24 protein-coding genes are annotated in these 26,647 nt (G+C 62.4%); 11 read left to right on the plus strand and 13 right to left on the minus strand.

Annotation, left to right across the window (positions count from 1 at the left end; genetic code table 11):
• The first annotated feature begins 1 nt into the window (after position 1).
• Positions 2-493: a phosphatidylglycerophosphatase A family protein gene (locus tag ACYVHK_RS20690; protein ID WP_460536059.1), complete on the plus strand. Its 492-nt coding sequence runs from the start codon at positions 2-4 to the stop codon at positions 491-493.
• 106 nt (positions 494-599) lie between these two features.
• Here ACYVHK_RS20690 and ACYVHK_RS20695 read toward each other — a convergent pair whose 3' ends face one another.
• The 7 genes from ACYVHK_RS20695 to ACYVHK_RS20725 all read right to left on the minus strand — a co-directional run bounded on the left by ACYVHK_RS20695 (position 600) and on the right by ACYVHK_RS20725 (position 8,845).
• On the minus strand, positions 600-1,871 hold the full coding sequence (locus ACYVHK_RS20695; RefSeq protein WP_460536061.1) for a carbohydrate porin: 1,272 nt from the start codon (positions 1,869-1,871) through the stop codon (positions 600-602).
• Between the two features lie 169 nt (positions 1,872-2,040).
• A complete protein-coding gene (locus ACYVHK_RS20700; protein WP_460536063.1) occupies positions 2,041-3,123 on the minus strand; it encodes an ABC transporter ATP-binding protein in 1,083 nt (360 codons plus the stop codon).
• Positions 3,124-3,138: 15 nt separating this feature from the next.
• On the minus strand, positions 3,139-4,458 hold the full coding sequence (locus ACYVHK_RS20705; protein WP_460536065.1) for a beta-glucosidase: 1,320 nt from the start codon (positions 4,456-4,458) through the stop codon (positions 3,139-3,141).
• Positions 4,459-4,534: 76 nt separating this feature from the next.
• Positions 4,535-5,368, minus strand: coding sequence for a carbohydrate ABC transporter permease (locus ACYVHK_RS20710; protein WP_460536067.1), 834 nt, complete (start codon positions 5,366-5,368; stop codon positions 4,535-4,537).
• A 2-nt stretch (positions 5,369-5,370) separates the two neighbouring features.
• Positions 5,371-6,387 carry a carbohydrate ABC transporter permease gene (locus ACYVHK_RS20715; RefSeq protein WP_460536069.1) on the minus strand — a complete coding sequence of 339 codons (1,017 nt, stop codon included), beginning with the start codon at positions 6,385-6,387 and terminating at the stop codon, positions 5,371-5,373.
• 65 nt (positions 6,388-6,452) lie between these two features.
• On the minus strand, positions 6,453-7,691 hold the full coding sequence (locus ACYVHK_RS20720) for an ABC transporter substrate-binding protein (protein ID WP_460536071.1): 1,239 nt from the start codon (positions 7,689-7,691) through the stop codon (positions 6,453-6,455).
• A 122-nt stretch (positions 7,692-7,813) separates the two neighbouring features.
• On the minus strand, positions 7,814-8,845 hold the full coding sequence (locus ACYVHK_RS20725) for a glycoside hydrolase family 5 protein (RefSeq protein WP_460536073.1): 1,032 nt from the start codon (positions 8,843-8,845) through the stop codon (positions 7,814-7,816).
• Positions 8,846-9,349: 504 nt separating this feature from the next.
• Between ACYVHK_RS20725 and ACYVHK_RS20730 the strand changes: the two genes are divergently transcribed.
• The 5 genes from ACYVHK_RS20730 to ACYVHK_RS20750 all read left to right on the plus strand — a co-directional run bounded on the left by ACYVHK_RS20730 (position 9,350) and on the right by ACYVHK_RS20750 (position 12,690).
• The gene (locus ACYVHK_RS20730) at positions 9,350-10,369 is read left to right on the plus strand and encodes a LacI family DNA-binding transcriptional regulator (RefSeq protein WP_460536075.1); all 1,020 of its coding nucleotides are present in this window, start codon (positions 9,350-9,352) and stop codon (positions 10,367-10,369) included.
• A gap of 163 nt (positions 10,370-10,532) precedes the next feature.
• Positions 10,533-11,231 carry a pirin family protein gene (locus ACYVHK_RS20735; protein WP_460536077.1) on the plus strand — a complete coding sequence of 233 codons (699 nt, stop codon included), beginning with the start codon at positions 10,533-10,535 and terminating at the stop codon, positions 11,229-11,231.
• A 27-nt stretch (positions 11,232-11,258) separates the two neighbouring features.
• Positions 11,259-11,645: an OsmC family protein gene (locus ACYVHK_RS20740; protein ID WP_460536079.1), complete on the plus strand. Its 387-nt coding sequence runs from the start codon at positions 11,259-11,261 to the stop codon at positions 11,643-11,645.
• A gap of 98 nt (positions 11,646-11,743) precedes the next feature.
• Positions 11,744-12,310: an NADPH-dependent FMN reductase gene (locus ACYVHK_RS20745; protein ID WP_460536081.1), complete on the plus strand. Its 567-nt coding sequence runs from the start codon at positions 11,744-11,746 to the stop codon at positions 12,308-12,310.
• 56 nt (positions 12,311-12,366) lie between these two features.
• Positions 12,367-12,690, plus strand: a complete 324-nt coding sequence (locus ACYVHK_RS20750) for a hypothetical protein (protein WP_460536083.1) — start codon at positions 12,367-12,369, stop codon at positions 12,688-12,690.
• A gap of 59 nt (positions 12,691-12,749) precedes the next feature.
• On the opposite strand, the gene ACYVHK_RS20755 is transcribed toward ACYVHK_RS20750, so the two are convergent.
• Positions 12,750-13,616, minus strand: a complete 867-nt coding sequence (locus ACYVHK_RS20755) for an MBL fold metallo-hydrolase (RefSeq protein ID WP_460536085.1) — start codon at positions 13,614-13,616, stop codon at positions 12,750-12,752.
• A gap of 87 nt (positions 13,617-13,703) precedes the next feature.
• Between ACYVHK_RS20755 and ACYVHK_RS20760 the strand changes: the two genes are divergently transcribed.
• From ACYVHK_RS20760 to ACYVHK_RS20775, 4 genes are read left to right on the plus strand one after another with little or no spacing between them, the layout of a single operon-like run.
• Complete coding sequence (locus ACYVHK_RS20760) at positions 13,704-14,036, plus strand: ArsR/SmtB family transcription factor (RefSeq protein WP_460536087.1); 333 nt, start codon at positions 13,704-13,706, stop codon at positions 14,034-14,036.
• Positions 14,026-14,469 (plus strand): YeeE/YedE family protein, encoded by a 444-nt coding sequence (locus tag ACYVHK_RS20765; RefSeq protein ID WP_460536090.1) that lies wholly within the window; start codon positions 14,026-14,028, stop codon positions 14,467-14,469. Before ACYVHK_RS20760 ends, ACYVHK_RS20765 begins: the two co-directional genes overlap by 11 nt.
• Positions 14,466-14,879 carry a DUF6691 family protein gene (locus ACYVHK_RS20770; protein WP_460536092.1) on the plus strand — a complete coding sequence of 138 codons (414 nt, stop codon included), beginning with the start codon at positions 14,466-14,468 and terminating at the stop codon, positions 14,877-14,879. Before ACYVHK_RS20765 ends, ACYVHK_RS20770 begins: the two co-directional genes overlap by 4 nt.
• A gap of 12 nt (positions 14,880-14,891) precedes the next feature.
• Positions 14,892-16,589, plus strand: a complete 1,698-nt coding sequence (locus ACYVHK_RS20775) for a SulP family inorganic anion transporter (protein ID WP_460536095.1) — start codon at positions 14,892-14,894, stop codon at positions 16,587-16,589.
• 63 nt (positions 16,590-16,652) lie between these two features.
• Here the strand turns inward: ACYVHK_RS20775 and ACYVHK_RS20780 are convergent, their stop codons facing one another.
• Entirely contained in the window at positions 16,653-17,756 is a 1,104-nt protein-coding gene (locus ACYVHK_RS20780; protein WP_460536097.1) for an anhydro-N-acetylmuramic acid kinase, read from the minus strand.
• 205 nt (positions 17,757-17,961) lie between these two features.
• On the opposite strand from ACYVHK_RS20780, the gene tyrS reads away from it, so the two are divergent.
• Complete coding sequence (gene tyrS, locus ACYVHK_RS20785) at positions 17,962-19,236, plus strand: tyrosine--tRNA ligase (RefSeq protein ID WP_460536099.1); 1,275 nt, start codon at positions 17,962-17,964, stop codon at positions 19,234-19,236.
• Position 19,237: 1 nt separating this feature from the next.
• On the opposite strand, the gene ACYVHK_RS20790 is transcribed toward tyrS, so the two are convergent.
• From ACYVHK_RS20790 to ACYVHK_RS20805, 4 genes are all read right to left on the minus strand, one after another.
• Positions 19,238-20,638, minus strand: a complete 1,401-nt coding sequence (locus ACYVHK_RS20790) for a CoA-transferase family III protein (protein ID WP_460536102.1) — start codon at positions 20,636-20,638, stop codon at positions 19,238-19,240.
• 41 nt (positions 20,639-20,679) lie between these two features.
• A complete protein-coding gene (locus ACYVHK_RS20795; protein ID WP_460536105.1) occupies positions 20,680-23,106 on the minus strand; it encodes a penicillin-binding protein 1A in 2,427 nt (808 codons plus the stop codon).
• 105 nt (positions 23,107-23,211) lie between these two features.
• A complete protein-coding gene (gene glpK / locus ACYVHK_RS20800) occupies positions 23,212-24,699 on the minus strand; it encodes an FGGY family carbohydrate kinase (RefSeq protein WP_460536107.1) in 1,488 nt (495 codons plus the stop codon).
• Between the two features lie 166 nt (positions 24,700-24,865).
• Entirely contained in the window at positions 24,866-26,590 is a 1,725-nt protein-coding gene (locus ACYVHK_RS20805; RefSeq protein ID WP_460536110.1) for an ABC transporter substrate-binding protein, read from the minus strand.
• Positions 26,591-26,647 lie beyond the last annotated feature (57 nt).

Consider the following 26,647-nt stretch of genomic DNA (forward strand, 5'->3'; position numbering starts at 1 on the left):
CATGCCTGCCCTACGCCAACCTGACCTGCGGTTCCTGCTGGCTCACCCCAGTCATTTTCTGGCGCTTGGCTTTGGTAGCGGCCTGGCGCCCAAGGCGCCGGGTACCTTTGGGTCGCTGGCCGCAATCCCGCTCTATCTTCTACTGAGCCTGGTCTTGTCGCCGTGGTGGATAGCGGCGCTGGCCGTGCCCCTGTTCCTGCTGGGCATCCCGGTGTGTGACCGGACCGGCAAGGCGCTGGGAGTCAGCGATCACGGCGCGATCGTCTGGGACGAGATCGTGGCCATGCTGCCCCTGCTGGCCATGGTGCCGCAGACGCCGCTCGGCTGGGCTGCAGCGTTCATCCTGTTCCGCCTGTTCGACATCACCAAGCCCTGGCCGATCGGCTGGGTGGACGCCAGGGTGAAAGGTGGCCTGGGCGTCATGCTTGATGACGCCCTGGCCGCGCTGCCGGCTGCACTTATCCTGTACTTTGTCGCACCTTACCTCGCCTGATCCTGGGCTTTCCCCGCGTGGCATGTAAAAAAGCGGTATGGCTTGCGCCATACCGCGAACTCTCTTTAGAGAGGAGTGAGTTCGTGCAGCGGGACCTAGGCGAGGCTTACCACCAGGCCTCCACCTGGGCACCGATGGTCGAGCCGTTGTGCTTGTTGCCGAATACGCGGGCCAGCCGGTCGCCGTTGACCCAGTTGTCGGACAGTACCTTGCGGGCGGCCTCGTTCCATTTGGCGTAGGTGTAGAACACCCGGAAGGTGGGACGTGACCAGGCATCCTTGCCTGCCGAGATAGCGCCCATCAATGTCAGCTTGGTCATGTTGCGCGTCTCGCCACCCTCGGGCTTGATGATGTCGTGGCCGAGTTCGGCCAAAAAGCGGAAGGGGCCGGCGATATGAGTGTCGGTACGGCCGCCGATCGAATACCAGTCTTCATCCTTACCGGTCACGGTCTTGCGGCGGTACTCGGCGATTACGTCCCAGGCGGTCTTGTCTATCAGGCCGGTCTGTTGGACCACGGCGCGCCATTGGCGGAAATCCTTGCCGGACTCGAACTTGGTGCCGAGGAAGGTGGCGCCACCCAAGGTGCCACCGGTGCGATGGTAGAATCCGATGCGCTTGGTGCCGTCACCACTGGTGTAGTCAGTGCCGGAAATCTGGTCCTTGCTCGCGGTGTTGTCGTGGTAGCCGAAGTAGATGTCCAGCGTGCTGTCCGGCAGGGTCTTGATGCCGGTGACGCGGAAGGCATGTTCGTAGCCGGTATCGTTGGCAATCTCGGTCCCATTGACGTCGTTGCCGGCGCGCGGGTTCATTAGGAAGGCATAGCTGAGCTTGGCCACGCCGAAATCCACGTCCTCGATACCCGCGCCTTCACTGTCGTGGTTTTCCAGGAACTGGTCGTTGATACCAAGCTGCACCCGGTCGTAAAAGCGCCGGCCGCCCCAGACCGTGCCGTTGTTCAGCTGCGAGATCTTTTCGCCGTAGATGTAGACCTGGTTGTAGCGGGCCAGCAGTTCATCCGTGCCGTGCGTGGTACCGATGGGCTTGCCGTCCTTGTCATACACCGTATTGCCGAACTCCTGGCTGCCGTAGCCTCGGTAGACGGACGGCATGAACTGGACCTTCCAGGTGCCGTATTCATCGGTCTTGGCGGCGGTGTAGATCAGGTTGGGTTCGATCACATAGTCGCACTCGTTGCCCAGGCGCCATTTGGTATCTGCCCCGGGCAGGCCGTAGCAGACCATGGTACCCCCCTTGGTATTGGTACCGACTGCGGCGCGCATATAGCCGTGGAATTCCAGGTTGTTGTCGGCAAAGGCGGGGGCGGCAAGGCAAGCCAACCCTACTGCAGCTGCACACTGCTTGAGCGTCAATTTCATCGTGTTGTCTCCATTTGTTTTCTGGGAAAAACCGCTTGCGCGGGGAAATGCGCATGGCCTTTGTTGTTCCAGCCATGTTGAAATCGTTTTCATTCCGATCTTGAGATGAGCACGTCCAGGCGCTCGTGAGCGTCTCCTTGTTGTTGAAGGTGGTAGGGGGAGGAGGGGGCTACGTCCCCAGGGCCTGGCCGTGCTTGCCGAACAGCAGTGTTCTGCCGGGATCGGGCTGCAGGCCGATCAGATCGCCCGCCTTGAGGCCGTGGTGGCCTCCTTGCAGCTTGATGGCGACGGTCTGCCTGCTGCCGGCGAGCTCGGTGTAGACGATTTCCGAATCGCCAAGATGCTCGAGCAGATCGACCCGGGCCCTGAGACCCTGGTCAACGGCGACGATCTGCAGGTGTTCGGGCCGTATGCCCAGTGTGATATCGCCTTGTTCGGCGACATGGGAGGGCAGGGTGATACGGTTGTCGTTCGCCACGGCCAGCGTGACCTGTTGCGCTCCGGCAAGACTGAGTTGGCAGTTCACGAAGTTCATCTTTGGCGACCCCAGGAAACCTGCCACGAACTGGTTGTTGGGGCGTTCGTACAGCTCCAGCGGCGCGCCAAGTTGTTCCATGCGGCCCTGATTGAAGACGGCGATGCGATCTCCGAGCGTCATGGCTTCGACCTGGTCGTGGGTGACGTAGATCATGGTGGTACCGAGTTCCTGATGCAGCTTGGAGAGCTCGATCCGCATCTGCACCCGCAAGGAGGCATCCAGATTGGAGAGCGGCTCGTCGAACAGGAAGACCTTGGGCTTGCGGACGATGGCGCGACCGATCGCCACGCGCTGGCGCTGCCCACCCGACAGTGCTTTGGGCTTGCGATCCAGCAAGTGCGATATCTGCAGGATCTCCGCCGCCCGCCCCACTGCCGCGGCGACGTCCGACTTGCTTTTGCCGGAGAGCTTGAGGGCAAAGCCCATGTTCTCGCCCACGGTCATGTGCGGATACAGGGCATAGCTCTGGAAGACCATGGCGACGCCGCGTTCAGCGGGTGGAACATCGTTGGCCAGCTCGCCCGCGATATGCAATTCGCCACCGCTGATCTCTTCGAGTCCGGCGACCATGCGCATCAATGTGGACTTGCCGCAGCCTGAGGGTCCGACCAGGACCATGAACTCGCCGTCCTCGATCTCGAGATTGAGATTTTCGATGACCGGGGCATGCCCTTCGTAGTGCTTGCTGATGTTGCGTAGTGACAGATTGGCCATGATGTCGTCCCCGTTTCAGCGCGCGGTGCTGGTGATGAATTCGCGGTACCAGTGCGCACTGTCCTTCAGCGTGCGCTCCTGGCTGAGGTAGTCGACGTAGACGATGCCAAAACGCTTGGCGTAGCCGGAATTCCACTCGAAGTTGTCGAGCAGGCTCCACAGGAAGTAGCCGCGCAGATCCACGCCCTGCTCGATCGCCGCCTGCATTGCTTCGAAGTGCAGTCGCAGGTATTCGATCCGCTCCGGGTCGTGTACTTGGCCGCCTTGATCCTTGCGATCCGCATTGGCCATGCCGTTTTCCGTGATGTAGAGCGGCGGCAAGGGGTAGTCCCGCTTCAGCATGAGCAGCAGGTCGGTCAATCCCTCGGGGTAGATTTCCCAACCCATATCGTTCACCCCCAGCTTGCAGGGCGCAGGAATGGGCGGTTCGTCCGTGCTGGCCCAGCCGCGGGTGTAGTAGTTGATGCCCAGAAAATCCAGGGGTTGCCCTATGATCACGAAATCGTTTTCAAGAACGCGCGGCGCATGATGTCCGAGGTATTTAAGGGCGCGCTCCGGATAGTGGCCGTGGAACAGCGGATCCATATACCAGCTCACGTAGAGGTCGTAGTCCAGCGCCGCCTTTTCGATGTCGGCCGGCTTGTCGGTAGCAGGGTAGGAGGGCGCTTGGTTCAGGACGATGCCAAGCTGGGCGGGGCAGGAAACGGCGCGCATGGCCTGCATCGCCAGGCCGTGGGACAGCAAGAGGTGATGCGAAACCTGGGCGGCCATGGCCTGACTGGCATAGCCGGGTGCGAACTGGCCGTTGCCGTGCCCCAACTGGGCGGTACACCAGGGTTCGTTGTGCGTGGCGATCGACTTGACCCTGTGCCCGAAGCGGCGAGCGACCTCTGCGGCATAGGTGGCGAAATGACGGCAGGTATCCCGGTTCAGCCAACCGCCCTTGTCCTGAAGGGCCTGGGGCAGGTCCCAGTGGTATAGCGTCAGGTGGGCGTCGAGCCCTTTCTGGTCCAGCTCATCCAGCAGCCGGCGATAGAAGTCAAAGCCAGCTTCGTTCCAGTCGCCTTCGCCCAGCGGCTGAACCCGTGGCCACGCCATGGAGAAACGGTAGGCCTTGCAGCCGAGCGAGGCGATCAGGGCAACATCGTCTGCGTAGCGGTGATAGTGATCGCAGGCGACAAGACCATCGCTGGCATCGATGATCTTGCCGGGTGTGGCGCAGAAGGTGTCCCAGATGGATGCGCCGCGACCATCCTCCTGGCCGGCACCTTCGATCTGGAAGGCGCTGGTTGCAACGCCCCACAGGAAATTCTTGGGAAAACGAGTAACGCTCATGCTTGGGTCTCCGGGGCACTAGGCCCGTACTGATTTAAAGCGGGATGGCTGCGTGAGCCATCCGTCACGATGGGGGTCAGGCTTTGACGGCGCCGGCGGTCAGGCCCTCGATCAGGCGGCGAGAGGTAATGACGAACAGCACCAGCAGGGGCAGTACGGCCACGGCAGAACCCGCGGAAATGGCTCCCCATGGCACCTGGCCGGTGCCGGCCAGTGAGCGTAGCGCTAGCGGCACGGTGTACATCGCCATATCGTTCATGATCACCAGCGGGCCCATGAAGTTGTTCCAGGCGCCGATGAAGGTCACCAGACCCAGGGTGCCAAAGGCCGGCGTGATCAGTGGCACGATGATGCGCCAGTAAATGCCGAACTCGCCGCAGCCATCGATACGGGCTGCCTCGATCAGTTCCTTGGGAATGGCCGAGCCGATGAACTGACGCATCATGAAGACGCCCATGGCGCCGCAGGCGGCGGGAACGATCAAGGCGCGGGGTTCGTTCATCCAGCCCAGGCCGGTCATGATCAGTACCGAGGGGATCATGCTCAGGAAGGCTGGCAACAGCATGGTGCCCAGCACGCCGGCGAACAGGAACTCCTTGTACTTGAAGTCGAACATGGCAAAGGCGTAGCCCGCCAGGCTGCACAGGAACAGGTTCAGCATGGTGGTTGCGATCGCGACATAAAAGCTCATGCCCAGGTTGTGCCAGAAGTAGGGCAGGCGGGTCAGCAGCAGCTTCATGTTGTCGAGAAAGGCGTCGCCGAACCACAGCGGTGGCGGCACGCTCAGGATGTCGGCGTCGCTATGGGTCGCGAACACGAACATGAACCAGAACGGCATCAGCATGATCAGTGCGCCACCCAGCACGATGGTGTAGGCGCCCAGATAGGAGGGGGTGAGCTTGAGTTTCATGTTCAGTCCTTCATGCCGCTCTTGGCGAAGAGCTTGTTGTTCGTCCAGGTCAGCATCGCGATCAGGATGAACAGCAGCCAGGCCACGGCAGAGGCGGTGCCGAAATCCCCGTCGACGAAAGCGGTGCTGTACATATGCATGGCCGCCGTCTTGCCAGCCTGGTCAATGCCACCGGTGCCGCCCGTGATGATGAAGGGCTCCTCGAACAGCTGCAGGTTGCCGATGATGGTCAGCGTGATGGCAAAGAACATCATGGGGCGCAGCATGGGCACGGTGATATGCCAGAACTGCTGGCGCTTGTTGGCCCCGTCCATGGTGGCGGCTTCGTACAGGTCCTTGGGAATGGTCTGCATGGCGGCGAGGTAGAGCACGGTGTTCCAGCCCACGTAGCGCCAGAACACGACGAAGGAAATCATCCAGCGGGTGTATTGCGGTTGACCCCAGTCGATCTTCTGCTGCGGGAAGAACCACTCCAGGACCGGTAGTTGGCCGAGCTGGGTCAGAATCTGGTTGATCACCCCGTAGTCGCGCGAGAACAGCGTGCCGAACACGAGGGCAATGGCGACGGACGAGGTGATGAAGGGCAGGAAATAGAAGCCGACCACGGCGTTGCGCCAGCGTCCGAAGGCGGTATGCAGGAAGAAGGCCAGCGGAATGGCGATCAGGTGCTGGGGTGCACCGGAGACCACGGCGATCCAGCCGGTATTGAACAGCGACTTCTGGAACCAGTCGTCGCTCAGGGTATAGGTGTAGTTCTCTATCCCCACCCATTTCATCGCAGCGAGGCCGGCTGCCGGGTCCCAGCTATGAAACGAGAGATAGATGGAGAACAGCATCGGGAAGACGCCAAACACCGCAAACAGGATGAAGAAGGGGCTGATGAACACATACGGTGCCCAATCCCAGGGGCGCAGCTTGCGGCGGCGAGTTTTGGACGTTTCCACGGTGTTATCCAGCGTCAGCGAAGACATGGCGAGGTCTCTTTGCAACGTACGAATCAGGATCAGGTGCTGCGGCATGGCATCGCCTCTGCCGCAGCCCGGATACGGCCGCCAGGCCATATCCGGGGGCACAAGGGCAGGGCTTAGCGACGGACGCGGCGCTTGATCGCGGCCTTGGCATCGGCCAACGCGGTCTTGATGTCCTTGTTCTGCTCCAGCACTTTCTCCAGCTCGGCGTTGATGATTTCCTTGGCGACGTTGTCGAACTTGTCGACGCTGGCGGATGGAATCTTGCCGGCAGCGACCCGCCAGAGCTGGCGCGCCTTCTGGCCGCCGAGGTACTCGATGGGTTCGTCGACGAAGCTGTCGTTCTGGGCTTCGATCAGGGAGGGAAAGGCATCGACCTCGCGGAAGGCGGCGATCTGTTGTTCCTTGTTCAGGGTCAGGAACTTGATCAGCTCCCAGGCGGCTTCCTTATTGGCGGTCTTTTTGGGAATGGCGTAGAAGCTGCCACCCCAGGACGCGTACGCGCCGTTGGGCAGCTGGGCCGAGCGCCACAATCCCTTCTGGCTTGGTGCCAGCCAGTTCTTCAGGTGGCCGGCGAGCCAGGCTCCCATCATCTGCGAGACGATCTGGTTACGCTTGAAACCCTCCGACCATTCGTTGGACCAGGCGCCGATCTTGCCGTCGATGCCGGCTACTCGCGCTGCCTTGGCAACCTCGAAGGCCTTCACGAAACGGGCGTTGTCGACCAGCACATTGCCGGCGTTGTCAAAGTACATCCCTTCGCCATCCTTGAGGTTGGCGCGAATGATGATGTCCTTCAGGTCGACGGCGTTGGCCAGCATGTAGGCGCCTGTAGCGGCCTTCACCTTCTTGCCGGCGGCGATATAGCTTTCCCAGGACTTGGTCAGATCGGTTTCGGTCACGCCGGCTTTTTCGATCAGGTCCTTGCGATAGAACAGGGCACCTGGGCCGATGTCGCTCGGAACGGCCGCCAGCACGCCGCCGTCACTGATGCCCTGCGGCAGCGAAAAGCGGGAGATCAGGTTCTTGTTCTGCAGGCCGTTGTAGGGCGCCTTGGCCAGGTCTTCCAGGCCGCCGGACTCGGAAAACTTGCCGATGAAGTCGAAGTCGATCGCCATCACATCCGGCAGGTTGGAGCCGGTCGCCAGCGCGGTTGTCATGGCGTTGTGGTGGTCGGGGTAGGCAAGGCTCACGACCTTGACCTCGATCTCCGGGTGCAACTTCTTGAAGGCAGCCAGCCCGACCTTGGAGGTACGGTCATGGTCGGGGAAGGATGCCAGGGTGACGACGGTGTTGGCCTGCGCCGAATAGGCGAGTGCAATGGCAAGAAGGCCGGTCTTGAGGCTAATGTGCATGGGATTGTCTCCTCCAGGTTTACCTGGATGTGAATATGAAAACGATTTCAGATCGTGACGTGCTAGGTGCGGAAAGGGCTCAGTGCATGGTCAACTCCGGGTAGGTGGCGCGGTCAGGGCGCCTATTGCGGAATCAGCGCCCGCAGCAAGGGTTGCCGCCAGCTTTGAGTGGAGGGGTCGTACGCGCCGAAACCGGCACCGAATTCCCAGTAGGACCAGCTGAAGCCTCGTTGTTCAGCTGCGCGTGCCACGGCCGTGGTCCAGGCGACGCGCGTGGCCAGGCCAGCCTTCGAATAGACGCCGAACTCGCCGAGAAAGACCGGTCTGCGGTTTTGTTCCGCCCATTGCGTGACCTGGCTGAATGCGCCATTCAGTCGGGCCATTTCCGCCGGGCGGGCGGACCAGCTTGTGCCCAGCCAGGCATCTGCACCTGCTACCCAGTTGGCCCCCTGATGGCTCACCTCCATCGGTTCGTAATAGTGGAAGCTTGCGATCAGGTTGCGGTCCGTTTCCGGTAGTCGCAGGGTGGCGAGCTTGCGGTAGCCGTTCCAGTCCGTGCCGCCAACGATCAGGGTGCGGTCGGGATTGCTCTGCCGTATGAGCGGGATCAGTGCGGCGATGGCGGCGTTCCAGCGGGTGTCGTCCAGCTTGCCCATCGGTTCATTCAGCAACTCGAACAGTACCTGGGGCGGTGCGTGCCGGTAGTGGGTTGCCACTTGTTGCCATATGCCCAGAAAGCGCGGCAGTTCCGTCTCCGGCTCGCTCATCATGGCCGTGAAGTGATGGGTGTCGAGAATGATGGCGAGCCCGACACGCTGTGCCTGGGCGACGGCCCAGTCCACACGCGCCAGGAAGTCGGGCTCAATGGGGTAGGGCGCTTCGCGGCCAGCCCGGGCATCCCAGCGGATAGGCAGGCGGACGGCGCTGAAGCCGGCGGTTTTGATCTGGTCGAAGAATTCCGCCACCAGCACCGGGCCGTACATGCCTTCCCGCTCGAACTCGAGCATATTGCCCAGGTTGATGCTGCGGGCCAGCAGGCGATTACACGCTTCCGCCCGTTGCTGGGGCGGTGTTTCCACATCGCAGCCGGCACCGGCCGCCAGGCTGGCCAGCAGGGCGAAGAGCAAAACGAGTTGGCGTGTAGGGATACGCATCCTGCTTTCCTGAGGGCCGACATCGAACGGATGTTAACCCCATATGTTTTGACAACGATTTCAAGCCTAATCGCACCGTTACGTAAGTAAATGACCAAAGCGCTTTGGATTGGGCATTGACGAACTACTTGTTTGATTTTTTTGCCCTTTTTGCAGGGCTTGCACAGGGTGAGGCGAGTTTCTGCAGCTTGAAGTGGCGGGTAATGCCGGCTGCTGACCATGCGGGCTTTCTTGCCGATTAGGCAGAAAGCTGTCTCCGTATTGTTTTTTTGCTTGTTCATGAAAACGGTTTCATAGTAAACATGAACCCGGACAGGCTGCAAGCAAAACCTGCAATCCTGTTGTGGCAAAGCAGACACAACAAAGCTTGCCGGATATGACGCAAGCCTTGTGGCATCTTGTTTACATGAGGATTGAAAACGTTTCCCTGTTCTGGGAAAGTACGCGGGGCAGAGATGTCGCCGCGCTGTAAGCAACCTGAGCTGTCAGGAATCCAGGAAGATCATGCTGCAAAACCCAAATGCTCCCGCTACCTCGACCTTGCATGAAGTTGCCAGGATTGCGGGTGTCTCCCCCAGTACGGTCTCACGCATACTCAATGGCACCGCGCGGGTCTCCGACGACAAGCGCAAGGCGGTCGAAGCTGCGATCGCCAATCTGAACTACAAGCCCAACCTGCTGGCCCAGGGTCTCAAGAAGGGCAGGGCCATGACCATCGGCATCCTGACCCAGGATCTGGCCAGCCCGTATTTCACCGAAGCCTTGATGGGGGTGGAGGCGGCGCTGACCGGCACCGGTTACGCCCCCTTGATTGTCAGCGGCCACTGGCATGCCGACGAGGAGGCAGAGCGGGTTGAGCTGCTGATTGCACGCAGGGTGGATGGGATCGTCATCCTGTCTGGCAGCCTGAGTGACAAGCGCATCAACGAGTTCGCCATGCGCTTGCCCATCGTGGCGACCGGGCGTCGCATCGACGCCGGCAATGCGCGCGGCATTGCGCTGAACCAGCTGGATGGCGCCCGCATGGCGACCGAATACCTGCTGGAGCAGGGGCACCGGCAGATTGCCTTCATCGCGGGTCCGCCGGACCATGATGATGCGCGTGCCCGCCTGGCGGGTTATCGCGCTGCCCTGGATGTTGCCGGCATCCATTTCGATCCCAACCTGGTGGCGCAAGGTAACTTCCTGGAGTCCGGCGGTCTCCTGGCGCTGAATGACCTGCTGGAAACGCGGCAGCGCTTCACCGCCATCTTCTGTGCCAACGACCAGACGGCCTATGGTGCGCGACTAGCGCTCTATCGCCGCGGCATCCGGGTGCCGGATGACATCTCCATCGTCGGATTTGATGATCTACCGTATTCCAACTACACCACGCCGCCGCTGACCACGGTAAAGCAGCCCATCTATGAGGTGGGCAAGCGGGCGGTGCAGGCAGTACTGCAGATGGTCAACGATGAGCCCGCGCTGATCATGCCACCCACGCTGGAGCTGGTGGTGCGTGAATCCGTCAAGCGCATGCTGTAGGGCGGAAACAGATGTGTGGCGCCCGCTGGTCGGGCCGTTCCGGGTGGTGAAAACAGTTGTTCGAAAAAACCGTATGATCTGCTCAGATCATTCCGCTATCAGCCATGGTTTCGGCTCTATAGCATGGGAACCGTCTATTCAAATTAATTGAAAGGAGTTCTTCATGCTTACCCTGCGCTCTGGTCACGAACGTGGTTATGCCGATCACGGCTGGCTCAAGTCCTTCCACAGCTTTTCCTTCGCCGACTACTACGATCCTGCCCGCATGGGTTTTGGTCCCCTGCGTGTGATCAATGAGGACCGGGTTGCGGCGGGCGCGGGCTTTGGCACTCACGGCCATCGTGACATGGAAATCATCAGCTATGTGCTCGATGGCGGTCTGGCGCACAAGGACAGCATGGGCAACGGCTCGGTCATCCGTCCCGGTGATGTGCAAAGAATGAGCGCTGGTCGTGGTGTCATGCACTCCGAATACAATGGCTCGCAAGACGACAACGTGCATTTCCTGCAGATCTGGGTCATGCCCAATGTAACGGGTATTCCACCCAGCTATGAGGAGAAGCGCTTCGAGCCGGTGGAGAAACGTGGCCGGCTGCGGCTGATTGCCAGCCCGGATGCTGCGGAAGGTTCGGTACTGCTGCACCAGGATGCCCGTCTCTACGCCGGCCTGTTTGATGGTGCCGAGACCGCGAGCCTGAGCTTGGCCGCCGGACGCCGTGCCTACGTTCACCTTGCCCGTGGCAAGCTGCGCGTGAATGGCGAATTGCTGCAGGCTGGGGACGCGGTGACGGCGGAACAGGAAACGACGTTGACGTTCACCGATGGCGAGGACGCCGAAGTTCTGGTGTTCGATCTGGTCTGATTGTCTAGATTCAATAAGGAGGAAAGCATGACTGTAAGCGCACGGAAGTCCCTGCTGGGTCATTTCATGACCGAGCTGGCGGCGGGTGATGCCAACTGGCTGGCTGATGCCGATGTATCGGCCGGTGGTGCGGGGACCGCGCCGGATCCGCACCAGATGCTGGATGCAGCGCTTGCCGCCTGCACCGCCATCACGGTTCGCATGTATGCGGAACGTAAGGGTATGGCGTTGGAAGATGTGCAGGTCAGCATCGACCATGTCGAAGCCGGCGGGGTCTATCGTATTGATCGCAAGGTCACGCTGGTGGGTGAGCTTGCGGATGCGGACCGGGCGCGCTTGCTCGAGATTGCCGACAAGTGCCCGATCCACAAGGCCTTGTCGGGACGGTTCGAGATTTCGACCCGTACGGTCTAATGCTGTGAGTTTCAGTCGTGCTGCCGGGGCCGGGCCGTTTGGTGCCGCCCCGGATGGTAGGCACGGATTGCACCATCCATCACGATGAGGAAACAGTCATGCCCGCACGCATACTCGTATTTGCCGGCAGCAGTCGCCGCGCTTCGCTGAACAAGCGCCTGGCGGCGGTGATGGCGGCCGCCGTTGATGCGGCCGGTGGCCTGGCGACGATGATAGACCTGGCGGACTACGACATGCCGTTGTACCAGGGTGACTGGGAAACTGACTATGGCGCGCCGGAGCCTGCCAGACGCCTTAGCAGCCTGATTGCCGAGCATGATGGGCTGGCGTTGGCTTCGCCGGAAAACAATGCCTCGGTCTCTGCCTTGATGAAGAACACGCTGGACTGGGTGTCACGTGTCAACGGCGGTCAGGTGTTGCAGGGCAAGATCGCCTTGCTGGCGGCGGCCTCGCCGGGGGCGCTGGGTGGCCTGAGGGGCTTGAATCACCTGCGCGATATCCTGCACACTTTGGGGGTGGTGACCTTGCCGCAAACTCTTGCGGTCAGTCGTGCCAACGAGGCATTTTCCGAGGAGGGGCGGTTGAGCAATGCGCGCACGCAATCACAGCTCGATGGGTTGGTTGCGCGCCTGTTGGCGATGAGTAACTCGCTCAAGGCAGATTGAGGGCACTTTTCATCGCCTGTTGGGTCTATGTCCATAGCGACGTAAGGAGTCTTGCCATGTACCGTCACTATCTGCTGCCCGTTATTGCGGCCCTGCTGCTTGGGGCCTGTGCCACCTTGCCGCCCGCCGTGTCGGTGGATGAGGCGGTCAAGCTCAGCAAGGAGGGCGTCAAGCCCGATGCCCTGATCGCCATGATGCGCGAAAGCCGCTCCACCTATCGGCTCACTGCCAGCGATATTCTGCGCTTGCACAAGGATGGCTTGCCTGAGCCGGTGCTCGATTACATGCAGCAGACCCAGCTTGATGATGTCCGCAAGGAAGAACGGTTGAATGATTGGGACCGACGGCCGCGCTTCTGGTATGGCTGGTATCGATGGTAAGCCCATCATCAAAAAACCGCCTATCGGCGGTTTTTTCATTGGGGGGCATCGCGGCTGCCTCAGGAAAGGTCGATTGGAATCTTGAGATAGTGGCGGCCATTGTCCTCCGCCGGTGGGAGCTCCCCTGCCCGGATATTCACCTGAACGGCGGGCAGCATCAGCGTCGGCACGGCCAGGGTGCGGTCGCGCGCTTCGCGTAGCCGGATGAATTCGGCTTCCGTGGTGCCGGCATGAATATGGATATTGGCGGCACGCTGCTCCGCTACCGTGCTGACCCAGGCGGCCGCCCGATGTTCCGGTGGGTAGTCGTGGCACAGGTAGAGCCGCGTATCGTCCGGCAGCGATAGCAAGCGCTGAACTGAGCGATAGAGCGTTGCGGCATCCCCACCAGGAAAATCGCAGCGGGCCGTGCCCAGGTCGGGCATGAACAGGGTATCGCCGACAAACACGTCATCGCCGATCAGGTAGGCCATGTCCGCCGGGGTGTGGCCCGGCACCGACAACGCCTGCGCGGCGAGCCGGCCGATCCGGAATACCTCGTCCGCCTTGAACAGGTAGTCAAACTGCGCGCCGTTCACCTGAAAACCGGCTTCCAGATTGAACAGATCACGAAAGATCCGTTGTACGTCGCAGATCCGCTCGCCGATGCCGATGCGCCCGCCCAGTAGCCGCTTCAGGTAAGGGGCGGCCGAAAGGTGGTCTGCATGCGCATGGGTCTCGAGTATCCAGTCCACCGTCAATCGCTGGTCGCGCACATGCGCCACGATACGATCGGCGTTGAGGGTGCTGATGCGCCCTGCGCGCGGGTCGTAGTCGAGTACCGGGTCGATGATGGCTGCATGGCCACCCGGTTCATCCTCGACGACATAGCTGATCGTGCCGGTTTGCTCGTCGTAGAAAGGGGTAACGATGGCGGCTTGAGGCATGGATGGTGCGTCCTGAGTCAGTATGCTTGAAAACATAATATCTTTTTGTATAATGTGTCAATCGTTATCGAATATCGCTCGGGCATCATGACTGCAGAACAACTTGCGGCCTTGCGCAATGCGGCCGGCTCCGCGGCGGCGCTGCTGAAGGCATTGGCCAATGAAGATCGGCTGCTGCTGCTTTGCCAATTGGTGGAGGGCGAGAAGAGCGTCTCGCAATTGGAAGCTGCCTCCGGCATACGTCAGCCCACGCTGAGCCAGCAACTGGGTGTATTGCGCAGTGAAAACCTCGTTGCTACGCGGCGCGATGGCAAGTTCATCCATTACCACCTCGCCAGTGCAGAAACCCGGCGCGTGCTGGCACTAATGTATGAACTGTATTGTCCGCCTGGTCAGCAAGGAGCCGCCGATGCACATTGACTTCCAGCACTTCACCCCCTGGCAGTCGCTGGCCGGTGGCCTGCTGATCGGCCTTGCGGCAGCAGCCTGCGTACTGCTGCTGGGTCGCATCATGGGCGTGTCCGGGATTGTCGGTGGTCTGTTCGGTATCCGGGACGGCGCCGAATGGCGCTGGCGCGGTGCCTTTGTCGCAGGGCTGGTCGTGACGCCCTTGCTATGGCGGCTGTTCCTGCCGCTGCCCGAACTGACCATCACGGCAAGCCCGCTGACCTTGCTGCTCGCCGGCCTGCTGGTGGGGTTCGGCACGCGTTTGGCCGCCGGTTGTACCAGTGGCCACGGCGTATGTGGCCTGGCCCGCCTGTCGCCCCGCTCGCTATGGGCAACTGGCACCTTTATGACCGCCGGCTTTATCACGGCCTACCTTGTTCGACATGTCGCGGCGGTGCCCCTATGATGCTGCTGCCCGCATTGCTTGGCCTGTTGTTCGGATCGGGGCTGCTGCTCGCGGGCATGGCCAATCCCGCCAAGGTGCTGGCTTTCCTGGATATTGCCGGCACCTGGGATCCGAGCCTTGCCATGGTCATGCTGGGCGCCATCTCGGTGGCGATGCCCGCCTTCCAGGTCGCCCGAAGGCGGTCACGCAGCCTGCTGGACCTACCCATGCAATTGCCGGCACCGGCTCGGGTTGATCGTCGCCTGCTACTGGGCAGCCTGCTATTTGGCGCCGGCTGGGGGCTGGCGGGGATCTGCCCCGGCCCGGCGTTGTTGGGGCTGGGAACCGGTGAGGTGGAATTCTTGCTGTTTGTCGTAGCCATGTTGCTGGGCATGGGCTTGTTCGAGCTGCTGCAGCGGCGCCTATCTTGAGTATCGCAATCTATGCCTGAATGGCTGAAACGCTATCAACGTGCGGACTTGCCGCACGATCTTGTTGCCAGTGCCACCTTGCTGGTGCTGCTGATACCCCAAGGTCTGGCCTATGCACTGCTGGCGGGCCTGCCGCCGCAGGCCGGTCTCTATGCCAGTATCGTTCCGGTCCTGGTCTATGCCTTGCTCGGCTCGAGCGCGACCCTGTCGGTCGGCCCTGCCGCCTTGCCTTCCCTGATGACCGCCACCGCCCTGGCGGGCATGGCCCTGCCCGGAACGGCGGCCTACGCCGCCGTCGCCGCCATGGTGGCGCTGTTGTCCGGCTTGCTGCGGCTGGCGCTGGCGGGTTTGCGCTTCGGCTTTATCGCCAACTTCCTGTCGCAATCGGTGGTGGGTGGTTTTGTCAGCGGCTCCGCCGTATTGATCGTGCTCAGCCAGGTGCCGCAACTGTTCGGCGTGTCCGCGCACGGCAGCACCGCTTGGGAAATACTGCAGGCCTTGATCGCCGCCATGCCGGCAGCCAGCCTGCCGGCCACGGGGCTTTCGCTGGTGGCGCTGGGGCTGCTGTTTGCCGGCAAGCGCTGGACCAAGCCCTTGTTACGCGGCCTGGGGCTCGCCGAGCAACGGGCTGACCTGTTTTCCAAGGCCTTCCCTATCGTGGTGGTTGCGCTGGGTGGCGTCGCTGTCAGCATGCTGCAGCTGGATGTCCGGGTGGTGGGGCAACTGCCGGCCGGCTTGCCGCCGCTGGCGTGGCCATCGGTCGGTTTCGATGGCTTGCGGGCCATCGTCCCTGCGGTGCTGGCGATTGCGCTGGTTGGCTTTGTCGACAGTTTTTCGATTGCCCAATCGCTGGCGCTCAAGCGCCGGGAAACCGTCAATCCCGACCGGGAGCTGCTGGCGCTGGGGGCTGCCAACACGGCCGCAGGGCTGACTGGCGGGTTTCCGGTGTCGGCCAGTTTTGGCCGTTCTGCCGCCAACGAACTGGCAGGCGCCCGCAGCCAATTGGCGGGCGTGCTGGCCGCGGTCTGGATGATGCTGATACTGGTCGGTTTCACCGGTATTTTCGCCAGCCTGCCGCTGGCCGTGCTGGCCGCGACGATCGTCATGGCGGTGGCGCAGATGATCGACCTGTCCATTTTCCGCCTTGCCTGGCGATATGACCGGCGCGATGCCCTGGTCTATCTGGCGACCTTTGCCGGCGTGTTGCTGCTGGGCGTGGTCGACGCCATCCTGATCGGTGTTGCCCTGTCGCTGGGGCTGTTCATCTGGCGTACCAGCCAGCCCCATCTTGCGGTGCTGGGACGCGTACCGGGGACCGAGCATTACCGTAATATCCTGCGCTACGAGGTGGAGACAGACCTGCATGTGCTGGCTGTCCGGGTCGACGAGAGCCTCTACTTTGCCAATATCCGCTTTGTCCGCACCGGGCTGGTCGCACTGCTGAGCAAGCGGCCGGAAACCCGCGAGCTGCTGCTGGTCCTGTCTGCCGTGAATGCCATCGACGTCTCGGCCCTGCAAGGCTTGCGCGAACTCAACCGGGGCTTGCAGGAGCAGGGTGTGCGCCTGCATTTTGCCGTGGTCAAGGGACCGGTCATGGACCAGCTCAAGACCAGCGGTTTTCTGGAAGAACTCTCGGGTAAGGTGCACCTCTCCACGCATGCGGCGATGCAGGCTCTGAGCCTGGACGGCTCCCACGACTACGTGATCTGAGCCTGGACGGCTCCCACGACTACGTGATCTGAGCCGGGTAGCGAGGTAAAGGCCTTGCCCGGTTCAGGCCGGATAGATGGCGCCCAGCACGCGCGCACCTTTGGCGCCGGTGACGGCCGGCAGATTGCCTGGCTGGCCGCCCAGGCATCGTCTGGCCAGCCAGGCGAACGCCACGGCTTCGACCCAGTCCGGGTGCAGGCCCAGTTTCTCGGTACTCACGAGATGGCGAGGTGCCAGCAGCTGGCGTATCGCTTCCATCAGCGCACCATTGCGTGCACCGCCCCCGCAAACATAGATTTCGGCGGCGCCACTGGCCTGCCTGTCTATTTCGGTGGCGATGCTGCGGGCGGTGAATGCCAGTAGGGTGGCCTGCACATCAGCAGTATCCAGTGTCGGCAGATGGGCGAGCTGCTCATCCAGCCAAGCCAGGTGAAACAGGTCGCGACCCGTGCTCTTGGGCGGAGGTGCGGCAAAATAGGGGGCGGCCAGCAACACGGCAAGCAGGGTCTCCGAGACCTGTCCCGTTCTCGCCCAGCGACCATCCGCATCGTAGGCATGCCCCTGATGGCGTGCAATCCAGCCGTCCAGCAACACATTGCCCGGACCCGTGTCCCAGCCACGTACTGCGCCATCGAGTGGCAGATCGGTCACATTGGCGATGCCACCGATATTCAGGATCACGCGGTGTACGGGACCCCCAAAGATGCCTTGATGGAACGCCGGGACCAGCGGCGCACCCTGCCCGCCGGCGGCAATGTCACGATTGCGAAAGTCGCTGACGACGGTGATGCCGCTCAGTTCCGCCAGACGCGCCGCATTGCCGATCTGCAGCGTGTAGCCCCGTTCCGGGCGATGCCGTATGGTCTGGCCATGCATGCCGATGGCGGCGATCGCCGAGGCGGGTAGCTGGCTTTGCCGCAGCAACTGCGCTACGGCTTCGGCGTAGAGGTCGGCGAGGGCGTTCTCCGCCTGGGCCGTGCGATCCAGCTCGTTGTCGGTGGGGGCCTGCAAGGCCAGCAGTTCCGCCCTCAGTGCGGGCGGGAAGGGCAGCAGCAGGCTTGCCTGCAGCCGGGGTTGGCCGGTAGCAAAATCGACCAGCGCAGCGTCGATGCCATCCAGGCTGGTGCCGGACATCAGGCCGATATAGAGGTGGGATAGCTTGTGCATGGGGGGCGTCTTGGGCTGGCAGGCTGCAAGCCTACCAAAAAGCGCTGGGTCGCGTTACCGACTGCTAGCGGTTGGAGGCAGCCGACTGCACGTTGATCGTCGTGTGAACGAGCAATGCGAGCAAAGCGGGGGATTGCGTTAAAATGCGTGGTTTCGAATGTCGCGGCGGCACTCCTGCCTAGCCGACCAGTGGAGAGTAATCGGTATGTCCCAGTCCCCCCTTATCCAGGATCTGCAAGATCGTGGCCTTATCGCGCAGGCAACCGATGCTGCGGCGCTCGATGAGCTGCTGGCTAAGGAGTCGGTGACGCTGTATTGCGGTTTCGATCCGACGGCGGACAGCCTGCATATTGGCAGCCTGGTACCCATCCTGGTGCTCAAGCGCTTCCAGCAGGCCGGCCATAAGCCGATTGCCCTGGTGGGCGGCGCGACCGGCATGATCGGTGACCCGAGCTTCAAGGCGACTGAACGCAAGCTCAACACGCCCGACGTGATCGAAGGCTGGGTGGAAAAGATCCGCGCCCAGGTAGCACCTTTCCTGAGCTTTGAAGGCAGCAATGCCGCGCTGATGGCCAACAACCACGACTGGTTCGGTGCCATGAGCGTGCTCGATTTCCTGCGCGACATCGGCAAGCACTTCTCGGTCAATGCCATGATCAAGAAGGAGTCGGTACAGCAACGTATCAACCGCGATGACCAGGGTATTTCCTATACCGAGTTCTCGTACAGCCTGCTGCAGGGGTACGACTTCACCGAGCTCAACCGGCGTTTCGACTGCAAGCTGCAGATCGGTGGTTCGGATCAGTGGGGCAACATCACCGCCGGTACCGATCTGACCCGTCGCCTGAACCAGCAGCAGGTCTTCGGCCTGACGCTGCCCCTGGTCACCAAGTCCGATGGCACCAAGTTCGGCAAGACCGAGTCCGGCACTATCTGGCTCGATGCCAGGAAGACGTCGCCTTATGCCTTCTACCAGTTCTGGCTGGGTACGGCCGATGCGGATGTCTACAAGTTCCTGCGCTACTTCACCTTCCTGACGCCAGCCGAGATTGATGCCATCGAGGTCGCCGACAAGGCGCGTGAAGCCAAGCCAGAGGCCCAGCGCATCCTGGCCGAGCAAGTGACCGCCATCGTGCACGGTGACGGCGCGGTGGAAGCGGCCCAGCGGATCAGCCAGAGCCTGTTCAGCGACAGCCTCTCGGCCCTGACTGAATCGGACTTCGAACAACTGGCGCAGGATGGTATGCCCGGTGTGGTGATGGACAAGGCGGCAACTGGCCTGATCGACGCGTTGGTGACGGCCGGCCTCGCCAAATCCAAAACCGAGGCGCGTACCTTTATCCAGAGTGGCGCTGTCAGCATCAATGGCCAGAAGATCGACAGCCTGGAGCACCAGGTTGTGGATACCGAGCGCCTGTTCGGCCGCTTCACCTTGCTCAAGCGTGGCAAGAAGAACTACGGCCTGATTAGCTGGCAGTAAGCTAGCCTCGCTCCCGCCATGCTGCTGGTGCGCTGCCCAGCGGCATGGCCGGATTGGCCCAGTAGGCGGGGGTAGCCGACAGTTGTGCGGCATGCCGTACCGCACTCAGGCGGCCGAAGCCGGAGTCCGATTCTTCCAGCCAGGCGTTCGCCTCGGCTTCCTGCATGTCCGGCGTGGCAACGCCTGCCGCATCCTGTCCCAGGCTACGCAGCCAGTTCGCCGTCTGCACCAGCGATACACGTACATGCCAGCTGCCACCTTCGGTCGCGCGCCGATGCAGCGCGGCCATTGCACCCAGGGCCATCAAGTAGCCGGAAGCGTGATCCAGCACCTGCATGGGTAGTGGGCGCGGTGCGCGCTCATCCCTTGCGGTAGCTTCGGCATGGTTGAAGCCGCAGGCAGTCTGGACCAGGGAATCAAAGCCCCGCTTGGCTGCCCAGGGGCCGACATGGCTGTAAGCGGACAGCGAGACATAGACGATGCCGGGACGCCGCCGTGCAGCTTCCATCGGGCCAAAACCGCGTTGTGCCAAGCCATTCGGCCGATAGCCCTGGATGAATACGTCCGAGTCGCCCAGTAGCTCGCCGAGACGAGCCTGGTCCGCAGCGTGGTCAAGATCCAGATAGGCGTTGCGCTTGCCCCGGCCGGTGTCGATCACCAGTGCGGGGATGGAAGGCAGGTTCGGAGAGCTGATCGCCAGGACATCGGCCCCGTGGGCCGCCAGCGTACGTCCGCACACCGGACCGGCAATGACCCGGGTCAGGTCGAGTACGCGTATCCCGGCCAGGGGGCGTGTAGCGGGTGGCAATGCTTGCGGTGCGGTATCGTCCAGCCGCTCCAGTGTGAATACCGGTAGCGGTGCCACGGCCGCCGCTTGCGGATGGGCATCCCATTCATCGAAGGACCGCATGGCGGCGACCACCATGCCCCGGGCCGATGCTGCGGCCTCGAAGTCTTCAGCTTTCCAGCCCTGCAGGGCGGCCTGGACGCTGGCCTTGTCATGCTCGCAACCCAGCAGCGCCAGTACGCCATCGCGATGATGGGGGAAGTTGGTATGCAGCCTGATCCAGCGCCCATCACCGCACAGATAGGCGCCGGCGATCTTGTCCCAAGGGTCGGCTGGTGGTGCGCCATCGACGCGCAGATGACGTTCGCTGCGAAATTCCGCGACCGCATGCCGCATGTCGACCTCCACCTGCTGCCAGCTGCCTTGTCGCTGCTGCCAAAGGGCCGCCGCCGCCAGCCCTGTCGCCGCGATGCTGGCCTGGGCGGCGGTACCGGTGGCGAAGCTGGATGGCAGGGCCGGTTCCCGGCCGCTGAGTTGGAGGTAGGCCAAGGCGGCAGGATCCAGGCCGGCCGTTTGCCAGAGCGCGGCAGTCACGTCTTGCGGGTTCGGGTACATGGAGCAGAATACCTGTGCGATAGGGAAGGGCGCGCTGTGAGCTAGCGATCGCGGGCCGTTCTGGAGTTCAACATGGGCTGGGCGGGGGCGACGGCCGCTTGCGGTGTTTCGGGAGGTGCTTCCTCGGCTTCTTCCTCGGGCTCATCCGTCGGTACCGGTTCGCTGCCGGGTATGGGCACGCCTTCCATGCCGACGCCGGCAATGAAGCCGTTGCCGGGTGTAAATCCTGCCAGATAGAGCTCGCCTCCGAGATTGACGACGCCTTCGGGGAGCGGATTCTCATATTTAGGCACGCCCTTGAGGGCCTGGCCCATGAAACGCATCCACATCGGCAGGGCCAGCTGTGCGCCCGCGCCGCTATTGCCTAGAGAGCGAGGCTGATCGAAGCCAAACCAGCTCACCGTGACCAGGCTGTGTTGATAGCCGGCAAACCAGCCGTCGTGCGCGTCGTTGGTGGTACCGGTCTTGCCGGCCAGATCGGTACGACCCAGGCTGTTGCTCTGGTAGGCCGTGCCATGCTGGGCGACGCCAGTGAGCAGGCTGTCCATGATGTAGGCGTTGGCTGCCGAGATCACCCTTGGCGCGTTCTGCTCTGCCACGACGGGCCGCGCCTGCATCAACAGCTTGCCCTGGCCATCGCGGACTTCCTGGATCAGGTAGGGCCGGACCAGATAGCCACCATTGGCAAACACCGTGTAGCCGCGCGCCAGTTGCAGCGGGGTTACCTGACCTGCGCCAAGCGCCATCGGCAGATAGGGCGGGACCTGCTTGGGGTCAAAGCCAAAGCGGCTGACATAGTCTCGTGCGTAAGGCACGCCGATCTGCTGCAGCACCCGCAGGGCGACGAGGTTCTTGGATTTCTGCAGGCCGCGGCGCAGCGTGATCGGCCCCGCTACCGAGCCATCGTCGTTCTTGGGTTGCCACAGCTGATCCTGGTTGGGATCAAGCCGGATGGACATGGGGGCGTCGTTCACCACGGTGGCAGGGCCTATGCCCTTTTCCAGTGCTGCCGAGTAGACGAAGGGCTTGAAGCTGGAGCCCGGCTGCCGCCAGGCCTGCACGACCCGGTTGAAGGGATTGATACGAAAATCGAAGCCGCCGATCAGCGCCCGGATGGCACCATCCTGCGGCTGTACGCTGACCAGCGCGCCCTGTACCTCCGGCAACTGGCTCAGCTCCGGTTTGCCTTGCGCATTGTTGCCGAACCGAACAATGGCACCGGGCTTGATCCGCAGTTTCTCCGCGGCATCGGCGCGCAGGCCGGTTGCGGCAAAACGCTGGCTGGCCGGCAGCAGGGCGCGGGTCTCGCCGTCACGCGTCATCAGCGTGATCGCCTTGGTATTGAGCGCGATCACGACGGCGGCGGTCAGCTCATCGGCATCGGGATGGGTTTCCAGTGCTTCGGCCACGACGTCGGCCTGATCATCGGCCTTGACCGGCAGTTTGACGAAGCCCTCAGGGCCGCGGTAGCCGCGCTTGCGATCATAGTCGAGCAGGCTGTCACGCACGGCCTGCCAGGCGTTCAGCTGGGTGGTGTAGTCGACCGTGGTGATGACGGACAGGCCACGTGCATAGGCCGACTCGCCATATTGGGCGACCATCTGCTGGCGCACCATCTCGGCCAGGTATTCGGCGTGCGGACTGGCGCTGCTGCCTTTGCCGCTGGCCAGTTTCAGGGGCTCGGCCAGCGCACGCTGATAGTCGGCATTCTTGATGTGACCCAGCTCCAGCATGCGCTTGAGGATGTACACCTGGCGGATGCGGGCCCGATCGGGATTGACCACCGGGTTGTAGGCGGCTGGTGCCTTGGGCAGGCCCGCCAGCATCGCGGCCTCGGCCAGGCTGATTTCCTTGAGGTCCTTGCCGAAATAGGCCCGCGCGGCAGCGGCAAAGCCGTAGGCGCGCTGCCCCAGGTAGATCTGGTTGAGATAGAGCTCCAGCACCTCGTCCTTGCTGCGTACGGCCTCGATCTTGTAGGACAGCAGGATTTCCCGAAGCTTGCGAGTGAAGTTCTTGTCACGGGTCAGGAACAGGTCCCGCGACAGTTGCATGGTGATGGTGCTCGCCCCCTGGCTGGCGCCGCCGCTGCTGAGATTGGCGAGGCCGGCTCGCAGGGCGCCGGTAAGGTCGATGGCGCCGTGTTCGTAGAAGCGTGCGTCCTCGATATCCAGCACTGCCTGTTTCAGATGGGCCGGCATGTCCTTCAGCTTGACCAGTTGCCGACGTTCCCGGCCGAATTCGCCGATCAGCACGTTGTCGCTGCTGTAGATCCGCAGCGGCACCTTGGGTTGCAGGTTGTCGAGCTCGTCCAGTGAAGGCAGGTCGCGCATCAGCCAGGTGATCGATGCCACCGCGAGCATGAACAGACCCAACAGCAGGAACAGCGCGGGCAGGCGGAAACGTCGCCAGTATTTGCGCCAACCGGTCGGGCTGGCGGGGAGGGGAGCGTCAGGGGGTGTTGAGGTCACGGTGTGCGCTTGTAGACGGAAGGGCAATCGGGCAAGGCGCTATTGTGCCTTGCTCTCGACCATTGCGCCCTCCGCACCGCAACCATTGTTGCAGGCTGTCTTCGACTAGGCCTGCCAGTGCTGTACGCGCACCACGGCAGAGCGCCATTTGCTGCGGCGTACGGCGGCTTCGTCCCGGCTGATGGCGGGTTCGAACACCCGGTCCATCTGCCATTGGGCTTCCAGTGCGGCCATGCCGGGATAGACACCGGTCGCGAGGCCTGCCAGCAGGGCAGCGCCCAGCGCGGTGGTTTCCAGCACCTTGGGCCGAACGACGGGGACGCCCAACAGATCAGCCTGGCATTGCAGCAGCAGGTTGTTGGCGGCAGCACCGCCGTCCGCCCTCAGTTCCTTCAGCGGCTCGCTGGCGTCGGCCTGCATGGCCTCGAGCAGATCGGCAGACTGGAAGGCAATGCCTTCCAGGGCCGCCCGCGCGATATGTGCCTGTGTGGTGCCGCGCGACAGGCCCAGCAGGCCGCCGCAGGCGTGTGGGTCCCAATGGGGGGCACCCAGCCCGGTAAATGCCGGGACAAAGTAGACGCCACCGCTGTCGGGTACCGAGGCGGCCAGGGGCTCGACCGCCGAGGAATTGGCCACCATGCCCAGGCCGTCGCGTAGCCACTGTACGACGGCGCCGCCGACAAACACGCTGCCCTCGAGTGCATAGCGGGGCGTGCCATCACCGCTGGCGGCAACGGTCGTCAGCAGGCCGTTGGCGGAGCGCATGGCCCGCTCGCCGGTCTGCAGCAGCATAAAGCATCCCGTGCCGTAGGTATTCTTGGCCATGCCGGGTTTGTGGCATGCCTGGCCGAACAGGGCCGACTGCTGGTCGCCGGCAATGCCGGCGATGATGATGGGGGTACCGAACAGCTCGGCATCCGTCGCACCGTGCTTGCCGCTCGATGGGACGACTTCGGGCAGCAGGGATGCAGGAATGTCGAACAGGCCGAGCAGTTCTTCATCCCAGCGTTGCTGGTGGATGTTGAACAGCAGGGTGCGGCTGGCATTGCTGGGATCGGTGATATGCAGTTTGCCGCCGGTGAGGTTCCAGATCAGCCAGCTGTCCACCGTACCGAAGGCCAGCTCACCCACCTCTGCCCGGCGGCGTGCATCCGGCAAGTGATCGAGCAGCCAGGCCAGCTTGGGGCCGGAGAAATAGGAGTCCAGCAACAAGCCGGTCCGTTCGCGGACCATTGGGTCCTTGCCCTGGTCGGTCAGTTGCTTGCACAGGTCGGCGGTGCGGCGATCCTGCCAGACGATTGCGTTGTAGAGCGGCTGGCCGGTCTTGCGATCCCACAGGACGGTAGTTTCGCGCTGGTTGGTAATGCCGACGGCGGCGACCTCGCTGGCCGTGAGGCCGGCTTGCTGCAATGCGTGCCGCGCTGTCGCCAACTGGCTTTGCCACAGGTCCATGGGGTCGTGCTCGACCCAGCCCGGTTGTGGAAAGTGCTGCGGGAATTCCTGCTGGGCACTGGCTACGGGGCGACCGAGCTCATCGAAGACGATGGCGCGGGAACTGGTCGTACCCTGATCCAGGGCGAGTACATAGGACATGCGCTTACCTTTGCAGCGACGGCCTCGTTGGGCGCGCCTGTGTTGCTGTGGGAGTGTGAGCTGATTATCACCCGGCCATGATCGGCAGGGTAGTCATGGTGTGCGGCTAGCCACGGCCCAAAGGCAAACGGGCAGACCATGCTGCCCGTTTGCCTCGGCGTGCGATTTAGCGGACGCGACCTTCCTTCCAGGCCTTCAGCAGTTGCTCATAGGGTACGGTTTCACCCTTGGGCTTCTCGTTGGCCAGCTTGGGCCACGGAGCGGTGCCCTTGGCCTGCCATTGCTTGGGGTCGGTTTCGGGGTTGAGCTTCGGTGCGCAAACCTTCATGCCGGCACGTTGCAGGCGGGCCATGACAGCGTCCATCTCCTTGGCCAGGTTGTCCATCGCTTCCTGCGGCGACTTCTCGCCGGTCACCGCGGTTGCTACGTTCTTCCACCACAACTGGGCCAGCTTGGGGTAGTCGGGCACGTTGGTGCCGGTGGGTGTCCAGGCTACCCGCGCCGGGCTGCGATAGAACTCGACCAGCCCACCGAGCTTGGGGGCGAGATCGGTCATGGCTTGGCTCTGGATATCCGATTCGCGGATGAAGGTCAGACCGGTGATGCTCTTCTTCAGTGATACCGTCTTGGAGGTCACGAACTGGGCATACAACCAGGCGGCTTCGCGGCGTTCCAGCGGGGTGGACTTGAAGAAGGTCCAGGAGCCGACGTCCTGATAGCCGTTCTGCATGCCGTCCTTCCAGTAGGGGCCGTGCGGGCCAGGTGCCATGCGCCACTTGGGCGTGCCATCCTTGTTCACGACCGGCAGGCCCGGCTTGTTCATGGAGGCGGTAAAGGCGGTGTACCAGAACACCTGCTGCGCGATATTGCCCTGGGCCGGTACGGGGCCCGCTTCGGAGAAGGTCATGCCCAGTGCTTGCGGCGGTGCGTACTTCTTCATCCAGTCGATGTACTTGGTCAGGGCATAGACGGCCGCGGGGCTGTTGGTGGCCCCGCCACGGCTCATCGACGCACCGACCGGCGTGCACTTGTCGTCGGCAACGCGGATACCCCATTCATCGACCGGTAGGCCGTTGGGCGTACCCTTGTCTGCTTCACCGGCCATGGACAGCCAGGCGTCGGTAAAGCGCCAGCCGAGCGAAGGGTCCTTCTTGCCGTAGTCGAGGTGGCCGTAGACCTTGGCGCCGTCGATGGTCTTGACGTCATTGGTGAAGAAGTTGGCGATGTCCTCGTATGCGGACCAGTTGACGGGCACACCGAGCTCATAGCCGTACTTGGCCTTGAACTGCTTTTGCAGGTCCGGACGGGCAAACCAGTCGGCACGGAACCAGTACAGGTTGGCGAACTGCTGGTCGGGCAGCTGGTAGAGCTTGCCATCGGGCGCAGTGGTGAACTTGGTGCCGATGAAGTCCTTCAGATCCAGGGTAGGGCTGGTGAATTCCTTGCCTTCGCCCGCCATGAAGTCGGTCAAGGGTACGACCTGGCCATAGCGGTAGTGGGTGCCGATCAGGTCGGAGTCGGAGATCCAGCCGTCGTAGATGTTCTTGCCGGACTGCATCTGGGTCTGCAGTTTCTCAACCACGTCACCTTCCTGGATGATGTCGTGATTCACCTTGATCCCGGTGATTTCGGCGAAGGCCTTGGCCAGGGTCTTGGATTCATAGACATGGGTGTCGATGGTTTCCGACACCACATTGATCTCGGTAATCCCGGCCTTCTTGAGTTTCTCAGCGGCACCGATGAACCATTTCATTTCGTCCAGCTGTTGCTGCTTGGATAGCGTGCTGGGCTGGAACTCGCTGTCGATCCACTTTTGTGCCTCCGCGGGACCGGCGAATACGACGGGCGCCGCAAAAGCGCAGGCAATTGCCACTACCAATTTCTTGACCACGGCTGTCTCCTGTTATGTGTATCTTGCCTTCGATCCAATTCAGCGCCGGCCGGAAGG

Source organism: Chitinimonas naiadis, from assembly GCF_054780835.1.

Coding starts and splice junctions, on each gene's coding strand:
- glpK (WP_460536107.1), bottom strand. CDS start 24,699: ATGTCCTATGTACTCGCCCTGGATCAGGGTACGACCAGTTCCCGCGCC.
- ACYVHK_RS20705 (WP_460536065.1), bottom strand. CDS start 4,458: ATGAGCGTTACTCGTTTTCCCAAGAATTTCCTGTGGGGCGTTGCAACC.
- ACYVHK_RS20770 (WP_460536092.1), top strand. CDS start 14,466: ATGATGCTGCTGCCCGCATTGCTTGGCCTGTTGTTCGGATCGGGGCTG.
- ACYVHK_RS20690 (WP_460536059.1), top strand. CDS start 2: ATGCCTGCCCTACGCCAACCTGACCTGCGGTTCCTGCTGGCTCACCCC.
- ACYVHK_RS20695 (WP_460536061.1), bottom strand. CDS start 1,871: ATGAAATTGACGCTCAAGCAGTGTGCAGCTGCAGTAGGGTTGGCTTGC.
- ACYVHK_RS20720 (WP_460536071.1), bottom strand. CDS start 7,691: ATGCACATTAGCCTCAAGACCGGCCTTCTTGCCATTGCACTCGCCTAT.
- ACYVHK_RS20750 (WP_460536083.1), top strand. CDS start 12,367: ATGTACCGTCACTATCTGCTGCCCGTTATTGCGGCCCTGCTGCTTGGG.
- ACYVHK_RS20755 (WP_460536085.1), bottom strand. CDS start 13,616: ATGCCTCAAGCCGCCATCGTTACCCCTTTCTACGACGAGCAAACCGGC.
- ACYVHK_RS20715 (WP_460536069.1), bottom strand. CDS start 6,387: ATGCCGCAGCACCTGATCCTGATTCGTACGTTGCAAAGAGACCTCGCC.
- ACYVHK_RS20760 (WP_460536087.1), top strand. CDS start 13,704: ATGACTGCAGAACAACTTGCGGCCTTGCGCAATGCGGCCGGCTCCGCG.
- ACYVHK_RS20775 (WP_460536095.1), top strand. CDS start 14,892: ATGCCTGAATGGCTGAAACGCTATCAACGTGCGGACTTGCCGCACGAT.
- tyrS (WP_460536099.1), top strand. CDS start 17,962: ATGTCCCAGTCCCCCCTTATCCAGGATCTGCAAGATCGTGGCCTTATC.
- ACYVHK_RS20745 (WP_460536081.1), top strand. CDS start 11,744: ATGCCCGCACGCATACTCGTATTTGCCGGCAGCAGTCGCCGCGCTTCG.
- ACYVHK_RS20790 (WP_460536102.1), bottom strand. CDS start 20,638: ATGTACCCGAACCCGCAAGACGTGACTGCCGCGCTCTGGCAAACGGCC.
- ACYVHK_RS20710 (WP_460536067.1), bottom strand. CDS start 5,368: ATGAAACTCAAGCTCACCCCCTCCTATCTGGGCGCCTACACCATCGTG.
- ACYVHK_RS20765 (WP_460536090.1), top strand. CDS start 14,026: ATGCACATTGACTTCCAGCACTTCACCCCCTGGCAGTCGCTGGCCGGT.
- ACYVHK_RS20780 (WP_460536097.1), bottom strand. CDS start 17,756: ATGCACAAGCTATCCCACCTCTATATCGGCCTGATGTCCGGCACCAGC.
- ACYVHK_RS20735 (WP_460536077.1), top strand. CDS start 10,533: ATGCTTACCCTGCGCTCTGGTCACGAACGTGGTTATGCCGATCACGGC.
- ACYVHK_RS20730 (WP_460536075.1), top strand. CDS start 9,350: ATGCTGCAAAACCCAAATGCTCCCGCTACCTCGACCTTGCATGAAGTT.
- ACYVHK_RS20725 (WP_460536073.1), bottom strand. CDS start 8,845: ATGCGTATCCCTACACGCCAACTCGTTTTGCTCTTCGCCCTGCTGGCC.
- ACYVHK_RS20740 (WP_460536079.1), top strand. CDS start 11,259: ATGACTGTAAGCGCACGGAAGTCCCTGCTGGGTCATTTCATGACCGAG.
- ACYVHK_RS20700 (WP_460536063.1), bottom strand. CDS start 3,123: ATGGCCAATCTGTCACTACGCAACATCAGCAAGCACTACGAAGGGCAT.